9 protein-coding genes and 1 pseudogene are annotated in these 15,172 nt (G+C 73.7%); 5 read left to right on the forward strand and 5 right to left on the reverse strand.

Annotated elements, in window-relative coordinates:
* Positions 1–4 precede the first annotated feature (4 nt).
* The 3 genes from ACRX5S_RS24920 (at position 5) to ACRX5S_RS24930 (ending at position 1,699) form a co-directional block, all read left to right on the forward strand.
* Positions 5–946 (forward strand): serine/arginine repetitive matrix protein 2, encoded by a 942-nt coding sequence (locus tag ACRX5S_RS24920; protein ID WP_436775310.1) that lies wholly within the window; start codon positions 5–7, stop codon positions 944–946.
* A gap of 27 nt (positions 947–973) precedes the next feature.
* Positions 974–1,282, forward strand: a complete 309-nt coding sequence (locus ACRX5S_RS24925; protein ID WP_436775311.1) for a hypothetical protein — start codon at positions 974–976, stop codon at positions 1,280–1,282.
* 63 nt (positions 1,283–1,345) lie between these two features.
* Positions 1,346–1,699: a WXG100 family type VII secretion target gene (locus tag ACRX5S_RS24930; RefSeq protein ID WP_436775312.1), complete on the forward strand. Its 354-nt coding sequence runs from the start codon at positions 1,346–1,348 to the stop codon at positions 1,697–1,699.
* A gap of 1,041 nt (positions 1,700–2,740) precedes the next feature.
* Here the strand turns inward: ACRX5S_RS24930 and ACRX5S_RS24935 are convergent.
* From ACRX5S_RS24935 to ACRX5S_RS24945, 3 genes are all read right to left on the reverse strand, one after another.
* Entirely contained in the window at positions 2,741–7,429 is a 4,689-nt protein-coding gene (locus ACRX5S_RS24935; protein WP_436775313.1) for an FtsK/SpoIIIE domain-containing protein, read from the reverse strand.
* A gap of 67 nt (positions 7,430–7,496) precedes the next feature.
* On the reverse strand, positions 7,497–9,221 hold the full coding sequence (locus tag ACRX5S_RS24940) for a hypothetical protein (RefSeq protein ID WP_436775314.1): 1,725 nt from the start codon (positions 9,219–9,221) through the stop codon (positions 7,497–7,499).
* A gap of 409 nt (positions 9,222–9,630) precedes the next feature.
* Complete coding sequence (locus ACRX5S_RS24945) at positions 9,631–10,164, reverse strand: sigma-70 family RNA polymerase sigma factor (protein ID WP_436775315.1); 534 nt, start codon at positions 10,162–10,164, stop codon at positions 9,631–9,633.
* A gap of 681 nt (positions 10,165–10,845) precedes the next feature.
* Here ACRX5S_RS24945 and ACRX5S_RS24950 point away from each other — a divergent pair.
* Together ACRX5S_RS24950 and ACRX5S_RS24955 are read left to right on the forward strand one after the other, a co-directional pair.
* A pseudogene (locus tag ACRX5S_RS24950) lies at positions 10,846–11,051 on the forward strand (hypothetical protein); the annotation flags it as partial.
* A 216-nt stretch (positions 11,052–11,267) separates the two neighbouring features.
* Positions 11,268–12,866, forward strand: a complete 1,599-nt coding sequence (locus tag ACRX5S_RS24955; protein ID WP_436775316.1) for an alkaline phosphatase D family protein — start codon at positions 11,268–11,270, stop codon at positions 12,864–12,866.
* Positions 12,867–12,996: 130 nt separating this feature from the next.
* Here the strand turns inward: ACRX5S_RS24955 and ACRX5S_RS24960 are convergent, their stop codons facing one another.
* Together ACRX5S_RS24960 and ACRX5S_RS24965 are read right to left on the reverse strand one after the other, a co-directional pair.
* Entirely contained in the window at positions 12,997–14,118 is a 1,122-nt protein-coding gene (locus ACRX5S_RS24960) for a hypothetical protein (protein ID WP_436775317.1), read from the reverse strand.
* A gap of 25 nt (positions 14,119–14,143) precedes the next feature.
* A complete protein-coding gene (locus ACRX5S_RS24965; protein WP_436775318.1) occupies positions 14,144–14,509 on the reverse strand; it encodes a DUF427 domain-containing protein in 366 nt (121 codons plus the stop codon).
* Between the last annotated feature and the right edge of the window lie 663 nt (positions 14,510–15,172).

Genomic DNA, 15,172 nt, shown 5'->3' on the forward strand with positions numbered 1-15,172 from the left:
CCGGATGCCCGACTTCTCGATCGACTACAGCAACCTGTACACCATTCAGAGCAAGCTCAGAAGCCTGGCGGCGCAGGCCGACGACTCCGGGTCCAACGCCTTCAGGGAACTCGGCGAGGCCGTGTCGAGCGAGCGGCAGGCGTGCCTGGGCAGCAGCGGCCTGTCGTACTCGTTCAACCTCTTCTACCACCACTCGAAGTCCCGGACCTCGAAGGCGAAAGAGGGCCTGACGGAACTCGCCGACACGTTCAAGGCGGTGTCGGACCTGTGGTTCGACGCCGACTCGCAGATCTCCGGCTCGGCGGGGCTGCTGACGTCCGGCCTGAAGCTGGACGAGTGGAAGAACCAGAAGGCCGCGTACGACCAGTGGGCGAAGGACAAGGAGGAGTGGGACGCCTATCTGGCCGACATCGGCGCGACGGACTACTTCCGCGACAACCCCGACGCGAGCATCCGCGGGACCTGCCACGCGGACGACGCGCCCGCGTGGTGCGAGGCGTGGCGGGCCAAGGGCGAGGACACCGCGCCGCCCAATCCCGGCGACGCGCCCCCGAAACCGCCGGAGAAGCCGCCGACTTCGTGGAACTACAAGGACGACAACGGGACGATCGACGTGACGGTCGAACTCGACGAGAACAACAACATCATCAAGGAGACGTCGTCGATAACCAACCCCCAGGGCCAGAAGTTCGAGACCACGACGACGTACAAGGGGGCACCGGAGTGGGTCGAACCGCCGGGCGGTGGTGATCGCTACGACGTCCGCGACTACACCGTGGTCACGACGTACGGCGACGGCTCCAAGAGCACCGCCGAGGTCGTGGTCGCCCAGGACGGCTCGGGAACCATGGTCGTCACGGGCGGGGACAAGACGGAGCACTACATCCGCAAGGGCCCGACGGACAAGTGGGAACCGGATCCGGCCTATCCGGACCCGGACGAATAGCACTCCCAGGCGAAGGGAATCCACCGCATGGCCGCCAACATCAAGCTCACGTACGCCGAGATCACCCGGGTGTCCAACCTCCTCGACACCAGCGTCGAGGACACCCTCGTGCCGCGCATGAACGAGGCCAAGGCCGAGGTCGACAACCTGCTCACCACGAACCTGGTACTGACCAAGGCGAGTCCCGCGCTGATGGCGCAGTACGAGAAGTTCAACACCGCGCTCACCGCGGCGACGGAGAGCATCAAGGGCTACGCGACGCAGTTCCGCCAGATCATGCAGTCCGTCCAGGACATGGACAAGGACATCGCCGACAAGGTCAACTCCGCCTCCTGAACCGGCAGTCCACGACCGTCCGACGCGCGACACCGACAAGCCGCTCCCCCGCTGGAGGTTCCGATGGCCACCGCCGACGTCAACATCAACTACGACGAAATCGCCACCACCGCCAAGACCATGGGCACCAAGCTGAGCGACATCTCCAACGAGCTGACCGACCTGGAGGACAAGGTCAGCAGCCTGCTCCAGGAGGGCCTGGTCTTCGAGAAGGCGAGCCCGGCGCTGAAGGAGGCGTACAACACGTTCAGCAGCCAGATGAAGACCTCGGCCGCGAACATCCAGTCCTACGCCGACAACTTCAACCAGATCGCGACGTCGCTCGCCGACTCGGACACCAAGCTCATGAACGAGATCAACGCCGCGGTGGCGGAGATGAAGGCGGAGTTCGCGGAGGGCAACAAGCCGAACGCGTAAGCGGGCTGCGGGCTGCGGGCTGCGGGCTGCGGGCTGCGGGCTGCGGGCTGCGGGCTGCGGGCTGCGGGCTGCGGGCTGCGGGCTGCGGGCTGCGGGCTGCGGGCTGCGGGCTGCGGGCTGCGGGCTGCGGGCTGCGGGCTGCGGGCTGCGGGCTGCGGGCTGCGGGCTGCGGGCTGCGGGCTGCGGGCTGCGGGCTGCGGGCTGCGGGCTGCGGGCTGCGGGCTGCGGGCTGCGGGCTGCGGGCTGCGGGCTGCGGGCTGCGGGCTGCGGGCTGCGGGCTGCGGGCTGCGGGCTGCGGGCTGCGGGCTGCGGGCTGCGGGCTGCGGGCTGCGGGCTGCGGGCTGCGGGCTGCGGGCTGCGGGCTGCGGGCTGCGGGCTGCGGGCTGCGGGCTGCGGGCTGCGGGCTGCGGGCTGCGGGCTGCGGGCTGCGGGCTGCGGGCTGCGGGCTGCGGGCTGCGGGCTGCGGGCTGCGGGCTGCGGGCTGCGGGCTGCGGGCTGCGGGCTGCGGGCTGCGGGCTGCGGGCTGCGGGCTGCGGGTTGCGGGCTGCGGGCTGCGGGCTGCGGGCTGCGGGCTGCGGGCTGCGGGCTGCGGGCTGCGGGCTGCGGGCTGCGGGCTGCGGGCTGCGGGCTGCGGGCTGCGGGCTGCGGGCTGCGGGCTGCGGGCTGCGGGCTGCGGGCTGCGGGCTGCGGGCTGCGGGCTGCGGGCTGCGGGCTGCGGGCTGCGGGCTGCGGGCTGCGGGCTGCGGGCTGCGGGCTGCGGGCTGCGGGCTGCGGGCTGCGGGCTGCGGGCTGCGGGCTGCGGGCTGCGGGCTGCGGGCTGCGGGCTGCGGGCTGCGGATCATCGTCCGGACAGGCAGGCCGCGTTGGCCCGACCGCTGCCGTGGATCGAGGTGATCCGCCGGGCCCTTCCGTGTCGGGCCCGGCGGATCGTTGTGTGCGCGGGTGGTGGGCACATGGGTTGGACGCCCGCGGGTCGTGTACGCGCGGGTTGGACGCCCGCGGGTCGTGTGCTCGGGGATCGCGGATCCGCGTGGCCCCGGTTCAGCCGTCCAGCACCGTCAGCGGGATCTGCACCGCGATCGCCGCCCCCGCGTCACCGGCCGTCCAGGCGCGTCCCGGGGCGAGCTGGGTGCGCATCTGGTCGCCGGACAGGCGGACGCCGATCAGGTCGCCCTCGGCGATGCTCTTCGGCCCCAGCAGGACGCCCTGCCGCGACCGCCGCGCCATCCCGACCCAGCCGAGCGCGCTCATGGACTCCGGCAGGCCCGCGAGGAGCAGGCTCCGGCCGTGGTCGCGGCCGGAGACCGCGACCTCCCTCAGCACCTTGTCCGCGGCGGCGGACAGCAGCATGTCGGCGTCGTCCACCACGATCACCAACGGCTGCCCCTCGGCCGCCGCCATCGCCTCGACCAGCGCGTCCGGTGACGGGTCCGGGTCGGTGAGTACCTGGGCGAGGTTGTGTGCCGCGAGCTTGCGCAGTTGCGAGTCGCGCGGCGTCATGACGACGAGCCGGGTCCCGTTCATCAGCAGCGAGACCGACATCGCGGCCAGGGCCGTGCTGCGCCCGCTGCGCGGCGGCCCGGCGACCATGAACGAGCCGCCGCCGTGCGCGAAGTCGTGCCCGATCGGCTCGACCGCGTCGCCGCCCACCCCCAACAGCGCCCACAGCGGGCGCCGTTGCCGCGCGGGCACGCGGTCGTGCACCTCCTGGAAGCCGATCAGCGCCGGCATCTCGTTGACCCGGAACGGGCGGCGCACCGGCGGCACGTTGGTGTCCCGGATGGTCGCGCGGCGGGCCAACTCCCGCAACGCCTCGGCCTGGTCGCTCGAATCGGCGGGCGTCCCGTTCCCGGCCGCGGACGCCCCGTTCCCGGCCGCGGACGCCGCGCCCCGGCTCCCCGTGCCGCCGCCCGGCGCTCCGGACTCCGCGGCCGGCAGCAGCGCGATCTGCGCCTCGACGGCCCCCGGCGCGAGCCATCCCCGGCCCGGGGCCACGTTGGTCGGGACGTTGTTGCGCGGTATCCCGATCATCGTGAAGTCGGACGGGTCCGCCTGCCTCAGCAGCAGCCTCCGGTCGTTGTGCGCGGCGAGGCGGCCGCCCAGCAGCAGGCGTTCGGACGTGGCGATCACGTGGATCCCGGCGCCCTGGCCCTCGCGGAGCAGCCGCACGATGAGGTTGAACAGGCGTCCGCCGTCGTAGTCGTCGAGCATGGCGCTGAGCGCGTCCCAGCCGTCCATCAGGAACAGCAGGTGGGCAGGGCGCCGGTCCTTGGGCAGCCGGGCCCGCAGCTCGGTGATGTCGGCGCAGTCGTGCTGTGCGATGAGCCGCTGCCGGTCGGTGAGTTCGCGGGCCAGGCGGGTGATCAGCCGCTCCATGCGCTCGCTGTCGTGGCGTGAGACCACCGCGCCGCAGTGCGGCAGCGTGTCCAGGACGGCCAGTCCGCCGCCCGCCCCGTCGATGGCGTAGATGTGCAGGTCGGAGCACGGGATGGTGAGTGCGGCGGCACCGGCGACGGTGCGCAGCACCTGGGTGCGCCCGGACCGCGGCGCGCCGATGACGTACAGGTGTCCGAAGGTCGTGAAGTCGATGGTCGCGAGGCGGCGGCTCTGCAACTGCGGGACGTCCAGCAGGGCGTACGGCACCATCGGCAGCGCGCCCGGCTCGGGGTCCGGGATCGGCGGGAGGTCGTCCAGGCGCAGGCGGCCGTCCATGGGCGGGAGCCAGGGGCTGGGCTGCGGCCGGTAGTCCACCAGCTGGTCGGCGGCCTCGCGGATGGCGTCGACGAGCGCGCGCAGGTCGGTGGGCGGCTCCTCGGCCGGGAAGGCGTGCCCGCCCGCGGCCGGTTCGACGTCGCCGAGTTCGTGGTCCCCGAAGTCGAACGGGCGGCCGAGGCGCTGCCATTCGATTTCGACGCCGCGGACCGGCTGCGCGGCGTCCGCGTCTTCGGGGACGGCGGCCGGCACCGCCCCCGGGCGTTCGGCGCCGACGTACGCCGTCTGGAAGGGCGTCGGCGGCGACTCGCCGCGGCGCACCAGCGCGCGGCCCGGATTGTTCGGCGAAATCCCGGCGGCCTCCACGCTGTTGATGATGTCCTGGCTCTCCGAGCGGTCGGTGACGCGCAGCGCGATGCGCAGGTTGGTGTTGGCCTTGATCTCGTTGCTGACCGAGCCGCCGGGCCGCTGGGTGGCCAGCAGCAGGTGCAGCCCGAGCGACCGGCCGCGCTGTGCGAGGCTGATCAGCCCCGGGACGAAGTCCGGCTGTTCGCGTACGAGGGTGGCGAACTCGTCGATGACCAGGATGAGTCGGGGCAGCGCGGGCAGGTGCGGCTCGCGGGCGCGCTTGGCGCGGTACTCGGTGTGGTCCTTGACCTCGACCTCCTGCAACACGGTCTCGCGGCGCCGCAGTTCGGCGTCCAGCGAGGCCAGCGCGCGCTTCACGAGGTGGCCGTCCAGGTCGGTGATCATGCCGAGGGTGTGCGGGAGTTCGGCGCACTCGCGGAACGCGCTGCCGCCCTTGTAGTCGACCAGGACGAAGGTGAGTTCGTCGGGCCGGTTGGCGGCGGCGAGCGAGGCGATCACGGTCTGGAGCAGCTCGGACTTGCCGGATCCGGTGGTACCGCCGATGAGGCCGTGCGGGCCGTCGCGCACCAGGTCGAGGCGGAGCACCCCGTCGTACCCGCTGCCGAGCACGAACGCGGTGGACGCCGGGCGGCGGGCCCACTGCCGCACGAGGGCGTCGGCGTCCGGGGGCTCCTGGCCGATGATCGGGAGCAGCGCCACGTCGGAGGGCAGCCCGGCGTCGGCCTCGACGGTGACGTCGCGCACGGGTGCCAGCGCGCGGGCGACCTCCTCGCACCAGTCGGGGTCGACCAGGTCGGCTCGTACGTCGCGTACCTCGGGCGCGTGCGAGGCCTTGATGTCGAGCCGGTTGCCGGACCCGACGACCACGACGTTGCACTCCTCGGGCAGCAGGTGCTCGCGTTCGTCCAGGCAGACGCTGAACACGCGGACCGCGGGGCCGTTGGTGAGGATGTCGACGACGCCGGGCACGTCGCGCAGGCGGCGGGCGCCGTCCAGCACGACCAGGACGTCGGGTTCCCGCTGGAGGGTCTTGCCGAGCGCGGACGCCGACGCGTCGGTGCGCGCCTGGATGTCGGCGATCAGCTCGTTCACCCGGTGCGCGGTGCTCTCCGGGTCGGTGCCGAGGGCGACCACCGCGGCGTCCGGCCGACCGGGGCGCAGGTGCGGCAGCCAGCGCGTCCACTGCCAGTCCCCGGCGTGCTCGTCCTCGGTGATGATCACGATCCGCACGTCGCGGGGGCTGTGCAGGACCGCGGCCTGGGCGACCACCCAGCGCGCCACGCGTCGCGGCATGCCGCCGGGGCCGGCGATCCCGACGAGGCCGAAGTCGGCGAGTTCGATGCCGAACGGGACGTCCGCGAGCCGCCAGTTGACCTGCCGGTAGTGGTTCTCACGGGCCTGGTCGTCGATGCGTTTGAGGGACGCCCGGGTCAGCGTGCCGAGCCGGATCGTGAGGTGGTCCGAGTCGCGTCGGCGGCGCTGCCACAGGCCGAGGCCGGGGCCCGCGGCGATGAGGGAGAGCGCGGCGGGGTCGGGGAACGTCGCGTTGCGCAGGCCGCGTTCGTCCACGGTGGCGCGGCGCATCTCCAGTTCGAGCATGCCGCGCCGGATGCGGTAGACGCGCAGCGACTCCTCGTACTGCTTACGCCCGGAGCGGCGCCCCGAGATCCAGTTGCCGAACGCCATGATCGGGGTGAACAGCAGGAACACCACGAAGAACAGGCTGCGGAACAGGGCCATCATGGTCAGGCCCATGAGCATCGGGAAGATCACCATCAGGAACGGGAACGGCCGCCGGGTGTTGTCGGTGGGCGGCCCCATCATCCGAATGGGCTCGGCGTCGAGGTGCGGGGCGATGCGCGGCGGGCGGTTGTACTCGACGCCGAAGCCGTCGGCGGACGGCCGGACCGCGGCGGCGGGTTCGTCGGGCGGGCCGACGCGCAGCAGGTGGTCGCCGAGGGAGAGGTCCGCGTACGCGGGCCAGTCGAGCGAGCCGTCGTCGGGCGGCGGGCGGTGGCCGACCGGGGGCGGCGGCGGGACGACCGGCCGGCCGTCCGGCCCGGGCGGGGGCGGCTCGGTGCTGTGGCCCCCGGGGCCGCCGTCGGTGAGCCCGGCGGGCTCCTCCGGGGTCAGCGGCGTGCCGGTGACGGGGTCGACCGGGGGCGGCGGGGTGAGGCTGCGCAGGCCGCAGCGCTCGGGGTCGGCGTCCTCGGGCAGGCGTACGGTCACCGCGCCGTGCACGCCGACGGTGATCCAGGTGCCCTGGGCGGGCGCGTCGCCGCCTTCGAGGCGCAGCGCGCAGGCGCGGTCGGTGCCGACCTCGTGGCGGCCGGGTCCGAGCAGCCAGACCCGTCCGGCGTGCGGCCCGGAGACGTGGCGCACCGAGACCAGGGCGGGGTCCCCGGCGGGCGGCACCCAGGCCCGCCGCGCGGACGCGGCCGGCACGGGGGCACCGAGACCGATCACCGCCCCCGCGCGGATGCCGCTGGCGGCGACGCGCTGGTCGGGGTTGAGCGGCCGGTCGCCGAGGTAGAGGTCGGGGGACCCGAGCACGGCGGCGAGTTCGGCGACGGTGGCGCCTTCGGGGACGTCGAGAAGGTGGTCGGCGCGTACGCCGTGCGGGTCGGCGGTGGTGACGGTGAGGTTCACGGGCGTCCAACTCGTCGCTCGAAGGGACGGGAACACGTATCCGCTGTGCCGGGAGGCACCTCCCGGCTCACGACCCGCCCCGCCCGCCGCCACCGGCCCCGGACGACGCCTCCCGCGCCAAGTCGGCAGCGGAGACCGCGGGCGGTGAGGAGTCCTCGGCGGTTTCGTCGGGCACGGCGTGGGGTGGCGGGTAGTCGGCGTACGGGCGACCGGTGGGCGGGGGCGGGGCGAGGTCGACGGGGTCGCCGGTGGGCGGTGGGAGCGCGGTGGAGGGTGTCGCCCGCCCGGGTGGGGGTGGGAATGCGGCGGAGGGGGTCGCCCGCCCGGGTGGCGGTGCAGTGGGCTCCAACTCGCCCGCGTGCGGCTCGGGTTCGGGGGCCGCGGCAGACGCCGGCGACGGCACTTCGGGTGTCGGCTGCTCTTCGGCGCTGTTCGGCGCCGGAGGAGCATCGGGGGTCAGGGGCGGCCCCGGCCGACGCGGAGCCATGGACAGCCAAGGGTTGTCCGTGGTTGTGGCGGGGCGCCGCTCCTCGGCCTCAGCCTCCGGCAATTGGGCGGGACTTGGCCGCGGAGTGGGGTCCTGCGCCGTCGTCCCGACTGCCGCGGTGCCTGCCTCGCCGTATTCCTCGAAGAGTTCCGCGTGGCGTGGGAGCGGGGGCCCGGCTGTCGAGGCTGCCGCGGACGTCTCCTCGAACAGGTCCGCAATCGGGGCGGCCACTCCCACCGGTTCGGGAACGACGGCGCGGGCGGCTTCCGTTGACTCCTCGAAGAGTTCGGCGGCCGCCGACTCCGGGTCGGCGGCGGGAGCCGGCGGCAACACGGGCGGGATGTCCGGCAGCACGCGGGCGAGGGCGGCGCCCAACGCGTGGCAGGTGGTGACGACCGGGGTTCCGGGTATCGCGACCTGACCCCGCTTGTCGGTCAGGAGAGTTCGTACGTAGGAGCGCCCGGGCCCCTTCAGGAGGATCCGGATCGCCGGGACGCCGTCCGGGGGTTCGGCCAGTTCCGGCGGCAGCGGATCCGGCAGTGCGGCGGTCACCAGGAACGCCGGGACGCCCAGTCGGGGCGGCGTCGCCCGGGCGGTGCGGTACGCCGCGCGCGGCGGCTCCCCCGCGTAGTCCGCGTGCACCCCCTCGGCCACGACGGCCTGCGGGGCCGGGAGCCGTGCGTCGAGTTGTGCCGCGACGGCCTGGAACAGCGCGTTGTGCGACCGCTTTTCGCCCTCCACGGCGACCATCGGCGGTCCGATCGCCAGGTCCAGGAACACGCAGCCGCCGTCTGCCTCGCCGAGAGCGACCACGATCGGCCGGGTCCCCTCCGCGTCCGGAACGACCCCGGGGAGCGCACCGCGCGGCGCGGTCCACGCACCCGGTGCATCCGCGACCGCTTCCCAAATGCCGGTTGCCTCAGGGATGTTCCGCCCCGCTAGGTGCACGGTGACCGCATCGTCCGCGACTCGTACCGCGTACGGCTGCGCGGGGGCGGCCGCGAACCTCGCGTCGACGAGCGCGCGTTCGGCGTCGCGCCAGGTGGCCGCCCGGGCGAGGTGCCGGACGAGGATCCGCAGCACCCGCCGGTGGCGCAGCCATCCCCGGACCGGGGCGCCGAATGCGTAGGCGGTGAGCGCCACTTCGCGGCACAGGCGGCGCCACGCCGCCCGCCAGCCGCCGAGCCGCATCGCGAGGAGCCGCACGACGAGGAACAGCGCGAGGACGATGCCCGCGATGGCCGACCACCGGAAGATCGTGTCCCGGTGGTCCTGGAAGAACTCGAAAGGATCGGTGTTCCTCATGCCCTGGCTGGCCCCCTCGTCGGAGATGCTGCGGTTTCCAGGTCGCGGTGTCGGTTCCGGGACGGGGCAGCCCCGCCGGAGGAGCCTTCCCGGCCGCGCCATCGGTCTCGGGCCGCGGCATCGGTCTCGGGCGCGGCGATGCCCCACACCGCGTGTCGCAGCCCCGCCGCGGGAGCCTTCCCGGCCGCGGCATCGGTCGACGTGCCCGACGCACCGCCCCACCCGATCGGGAACGCCGAGACCGGGCACGACAGGCCGCCCCGGACCTCGCGTCGCCTCCTCGGGTCCCGAACGTCGGGCTCCAGCACGGCAGGCCGCCCCCCCGGAAGCCCCGGGTCGGGTCGCGGGACCGTTCCCGATTGGGGGCGATCTTGGTTTGCACGATTCAGCGGCGCTCCCCCGTACCGCCTCAACTCGCCATGGGCTCGGCCAGGGACACCCGCAACGCCCGCACGGCGTAGTGCACGCGGGACTTGACGGTGCCCACCGGGACGGCGAGGTGCCGGGCGGCGTCGTCCACGCTGCGGTCCCGCAGCATCGTCTCGACGACGGCCTCGCGCTGCGGCCGCGGCAGCCCCCGTACCGCGTCGGTGACCACGATGCGGCGCAGCATCGGTTCGATGAGGTCGCGTCCGGGAACGAACTCCAAGGGCTCCTGGCCGACTTCCTGGGGACGCACGTTCCGGGCCCGCAGGTCGTCGATGACTATCCGGCGGGCCACCGTCGCGAGCCACGGCATCATCGACACCGCCGCGGGGTCCAGTTCGTCCGCCCGACGCCAGGCCCGGACCATCGTCTCCTGGGCCACGTCCTCGGCCCAATGCCGGTCCCCACCGGTCAGATTGAGGCAGAACGCCAGCAGCGGCGACCGGTACTCCCTGTACAGCGACTCCACGATCGCGGCGGCATCGCGCCGGCGCGCATGCTTCCTTCGTTGTGTCACGTCGCCACGTCCCCTCGCCTCGGCGGAACATCACCGCGAAACGTAGCGACGCGACGTTGCGCACCGGCTTCATCTGGGCGCGATTTGAGGTTTCCGGGGAATTCCCGGTCATGGTCGGCCCGTCCGCTCGCCCCGCCGTGTCGTGGCGCTGCGGCACCTCGGAGTGGAACCGGTGGGTCGGCGCCGTGCGCCGGTGCAGGGCACTCCGTTTGGCGAGCGGGAGTTCCGTGCTCATCGCGGCCGTCGCGAGGTGTTCGAGTGCCGGGTGTGCGGTGGTGCCGTACGACGCGGGCGCGGGCGTATGCCCGCAGCGCGGTCCCGTCCGGAACGGAGGCGGGCGTCGGAATGGACAGGAGGCGAAGTCCAGGCGCTTGCGGGCGTCTTCGTACGCGGGCGCAGTGGCAGCAGTGGTAGGGGCCCGGATCGGGCCCGCGCGGCGCACGTCGGGCCGCCCTCGCGAGCACTCGTCGCGGTGGCCGACATGCTGCAACCCCCTGTGCGATCTCGCTTCTTCCGGTGTCGCGCACGCAACACGGCGGCCACCGGCCCCTGTTGGGCGAGTCCAGCGGGCCGGTCGGCTCGTGCCGCCCTCCTGTACGGCCGAACCCCCGCGCGGGTTCGACCGATCCCGAACCCGTGCGCACCAATTCCCGCCGCCGCGCGTCGCCGGGGGCGTGCCAGCCGGGCAGGTGGCGGGCGTTGTCGCACGGGCTGGAGTCGTTCAAGGGCGCGCAGCATACGAATTGGAACCTGACGATGGCCGCGACACTGCTCGTGATGGCCCCGGTCATCCTTGCTTCTTCTTCGCGCAGAGGGTGTTCATCGAGGCCGGCACCGGCGCGGACGGAGTCGGGGGCGAGGAGGCCGTGCCGGACCGAACCTGGTGACTCGACCGGGAACGTTCACCGGTTCCCGGCGACAGCACCCGGGCTACCCGCCCTCTCCCCCAAATCACAGCAAATCATCCGATTCCCCTCTCGCCCCACGTCCCGGAAGTTCGATCAGACGTCGGGGCGGGTTCGCTCCGACGCCAGCCGTCCGTCTCCTTGCGTCGATGTGATCACCGGCGAAACCCTGTTTTCCGGACAGTGAGGCGGAGTTCCATGTCACGACCCCAACTCTCCCGTCGCGGTTTCCTCGGAATCTCGGCAGCGGGCACCGGAGCCGTCATGCTCGGCACCGGCGCCTGGTCGGCCTCGGCCGCCTACGCGGCGCCCGCGGGCCTGGGCCACCCTTTCACCCTCGGCGTGGCCTCGGGCGACCCGACGCACGACGGCGTCGTGCTCTGGACCCGGCTGGCGCCCGACCCGTTCGCGGCGGACGGCCGCGGCGGCATGCCGGACCGGCCGGTGCGGGTGGCGTACGAGGTCGCCCACGACCCGCGGTTCCGCGCGGTGGCCCGGCGCGGCAGCGTCGTCGCCACGCCCGAGCTCGGCCACTCGGTGCACCCCGAGGTGTCGGGTCTCGCGCCCGGGCGCGAGTACTTCTACCGGTTCCGCGTCGGCAACGAGATCAGCCGCGTCGGCCGCACCCGCACCGCGCCCCACCCGTCCTCGATGCCGCGCCGCCTGCGCTTCGCCTTCGCGTCCTGCCAGGCCTGGCAGGACGGCTACTACACGGCGTACGACCATCTGGCGAACGAAGACCTCGACCTCGTCGTGCACCTCGGCGACTACCTCTACGAGTACGGCGTCGGCACCAACAAGCGCGGCGTGGTCACCGACCCCCGCTTCCACACCGAGACCGTCGACCTGGCCCGCTACCGCCTGCAATACGCGCTCTACAAGGCGGAGGCGCCGCTCCAGGAGGCCCACGCCCGGCACCCGTGGATCCAGACGATCGACGACCACGAGGTCGACAACAACTGGGCCTCCGACATCCCGGAGAACCGCGACCCCAAGCAGGGCAACGACACCACCGAGCGGTTCCTCAAGCGCCGCACCGACGCGTTCCAGGCGATGTACGAGAACATGCCGCTGCGTGCCGGGCAGCTCCCCAAGGGCCCGAGCGTGCGCCTGCACCGGCGCCTGCCGTACGGCCGCCTCGCGGACTTCACCATGCTCGACACCCGCCAGTACCGCTCCGACCAGCCCTGCGGCGACGGCGGCGGCACCACCTGCGGCGACCGGTTCGACCCGAACCGCACGATGCTCGGCGGCAAGCAGCGCGACTGGCTGCTGGACGGCTTCCGCACGTCGCGCGCCCGATGGCAGGTGCTCGGCAACCAGGCCCCGATGATCCAGACCGACCGCAACCCCGACCCGGCGGTCACCGACGTCTGGTACGACCCGTGGGACGGCTACGTCGCCGAGCGCAACCGGCTCCTCGCCGCAGCCCGCGACCGCGGCGTGCGCAACCTGGTGGTCATCACCGGCGACCGGCACCAGAACTACGCGGCCGATCTGCACCTGGACTACGCGGACCCGCAATCACCGGTCGTCGGCTCGGAGTTCGTCGGCACGTCGATCACCAGCGGCGGCGACGGCTACGACGTGGGCACCGCGGGCCAGGCCTTCCTGGACGCCAACCCGCACATGAAGTTCTTCAACGCCCAGCGCGGCTACGCCTCGGTGACCGTGACGCCCGACCAGTGGCGCACCGACTACCGCGTCCTCGACTACGTGACGCGCCCGGGCTCACCGATCAGCACGCGCGCGACGCTCGTGGTGCAGGACGGCATGCCGGGCGTCCACCGCGCCTGACCCCGGGCGTGCCGACCGCAACTCGCCGTCCCACGGCCGCGGTTCGTGGGACGGCGGGGGTACGGGGGCCGACCGGGGCACGACCGCGTCGAGCCGTCGGCGCGCGGACCGTTCCCGCCGCGCCGGCGGCTCACCCGTTCCGGGCCGCGCGGCGCAGGCGGACGGCTCCGGTGCCGAGCAGCCCCGCGAGGGCGAGGCACAGCCAGAGCCACGGGTTGGCCGCGTCGAACCATGTGTCGCCGTCGGACACGTCCGCGGCAACGGGGGCCGCGGCGTCGGCGGATGGGGGCGCGGGCGGCTCCGACGTGGCGGGAGGCGGAGAGGCGGGGGTGGTGGGAACCTCCGGTGCCGTTGTGGGCGAAGGCGAAGGTGGCGGCGGTGCGGCGGGTTGGGGCCGGGGCGCGGCGACCGGCGCACGGACGGAGTCCGGCAGGTTGGCGCCGCGCAGCACGACGCGCCAGATGACGCTGTCGGCGCCCTCGCTGCCGAACAGCACCGCGGCACCGTCCGGCCGGAACGTGACCGACTCCCCCTGCGGCTGCACCGGGCTGTCGACGCCGCCGACGCGCCTGCCCGGCGCGGAGTACATGTCGGAGCTCAGGTATGAGCGCAGGATGAACCGCGAACCGTCCGGCGAGTACGCGCCGTCGGTGACCATGGCCGGTGCCTTGGCCGTACGGGTGAGGGTGTTCGCGGCGTCCGCGCGCAGGGGTCCGGCGGAGGTGTAGATCCCGGCGCCGATCAGGGACTTGCTCACGACCAGGACGCGGTTGGTGGACGGGTGGATCAACAGCGCCTCGGCGTCGCGCGGGCCGTCCTGGTACGCGATGCGGTAGCGCACGGGCGTCAGTTCGGCGTCCCGCAGGACCTCGGGCTCGGGTACGCGGTAGATGGCCGCATCGGTGCGCTGTGCCTTGTTGTCGCCGATGTCCCCGACGTACAGGGCGGGTCGGCCGCTCTCGTCGGTGCCGAGGGCGAGCGCCTCCCAGTCCTCGGCTTTGGCACCGGCCAGCGTGATCGTCGCCTTGACCGCGCCGTTCGGGCCGATCGCGAACAACTGGGGCTTGCCGCCGCTGTCGTTGTGCGTCCAGACGACGCCCGGGTGCCGGAGGCTCGCCGCGAGGCCGCTGGACTCGGTGACGCGCGCGTCCGAGATGGTGGCGACCTTGCCGTCGCTCTCGGCGGCGACCGGAGTGGACGAGGCCACGAGGAGCCCGGCGGCCGAAAGCGCGGCGGCGATCACACGTCTCATGCCGCCACTGTTTCAGGGGCCGGGACTACTGCGCCTGGCCGTCGACCGTGATGTCGGCCTTGTCGCCGTAGAAGCACAGGTGCCCCTTGATCGCCGCAACCTCCGCCAACGGCTCCTGGTACGCCCAGGCCACATCGCTCGTCACGTGCCCGGCCTCGTCACGGTACGACCAGTACGACGCGTCGCCCTTGAACGGGCAGTGCGTGCGCGTGTCGGTCGGCTCCAGCGCGTCCATGGCCACATCCTCCGGCGGGAGGTAATAGCGGACAGGCATGCCGGTCTCGTGCACCAGGACAGGCCGCCGCGACTCGGCCACCACCCGCCCGCCGATCGCCACCGTCACATGTCCCGTCCCGGCAACCGCCTTGACGACGTGCCCCGCGATGCCCATAACCCGCTCCCCACTCCCAACAGTCCCGACGGCCCATGGACCCCAAGGCCGTACCCGTGCCCAACACCCCCGCCCGCCGGACGATTCCCACGAGCCCCGAACGCATCCACCGCACCGACACCCGAACCGCCCGTGCGGAGCGCGGAACGGTAGGCGGAACGCGCACCGGCGGGAGACGCCGCAGGGCGGTAGGCGGAGCGCGGGACACGGGCGAGCGGCCGAGGCGCGAGGCGCGCGGGGCACGGGACACAGGGCACGAGACACGGGGCGAGCGGCCGCGGCGCGGAGCGCGCGGAGCACGGGACACAGGGCACGAGACACAGGCGAGCGACCGCAGCGCGGAGCACGGGACACAGGGCACGAGACACGGGCGAGCGACCGCGGCGCGGAGCGCGCGGAGCACGGGACACAGGGCACGAGACACAGGCGAGCGGCCGCGGCGCGGAGCGCGCGGAGCACGGGACACAGGGCGCGGGACACGGGCGAGCGACCGCAGCGCGGAGCACGGGACACAGGGCGCGAGACACAGGCGAGCGACCGCAGCGCGGAGCACGGGACACAGGGCGCGAGACACAGGCGAGCGACCGCGGCGCGGAGCGCGCGGAGCGCGGGGCGAGTCGATAGGGGCGTGGCGCGGAGCGCGGCGGTGGGCGGTGGGGGGGG

The organism is Yinghuangia sp. YIM S09857 (assembly GCF_051388915.1).
Taxonomy (GTDB): domain Bacteria; phylum Actinomycetota; class Actinomycetes; order Streptomycetales; family Streptomycetaceae; genus Yinghuangia.

Excerpts from the sequence above, each read along its gene's own strand:
- ACRX5S_RS24960 (WP_436775317.1), bottom strand. The coding sequence starts at position 14,118 with ATGAGACGTGTGATCGCCGCCGCGCTTTCGGCCGCCGGGCTCCTCGTG.
- ACRX5S_RS24930 (WP_436775312.1), top strand. The coding sequence starts at position 1,346 with ATGGCCACCGCCGACGTCAACATCAACTACGACGAAATCGCCACCACC.
- ACRX5S_RS24940 (WP_436775314.1), bottom strand. The coding sequence starts at position 9,221 with ATGAGGAACACCGATCCTTTCGAGTTCTTCCAGGACCACCGGGACACG.
- ACRX5S_RS24965 (WP_436775318.1), bottom strand. The coding sequence starts at position 14,509 with ATGGGCATCGCGGGGCACGTCGTCAAGGCGGTTGCCGGGACGGGACAT.
- ACRX5S_RS24955 (WP_436775316.1), top strand. The coding sequence starts at position 11,268 with ATGTCACGACCCCAACTCTCCCGTCGCGGTTTCCTCGGAATCTCGGCA.
- ACRX5S_RS24920 (WP_436775310.1), top strand. The coding sequence starts at position 5 with ATGCCCGACTTCTCGATCGACTACAGCAACCTGTACACCATTCAGAGC.
- ACRX5S_RS24925 (WP_436775311.1), top strand. The coding sequence starts at position 974 with ATGGCCGCCAACATCAAGCTCACGTACGCCGAGATCACCCGGGTGTCC.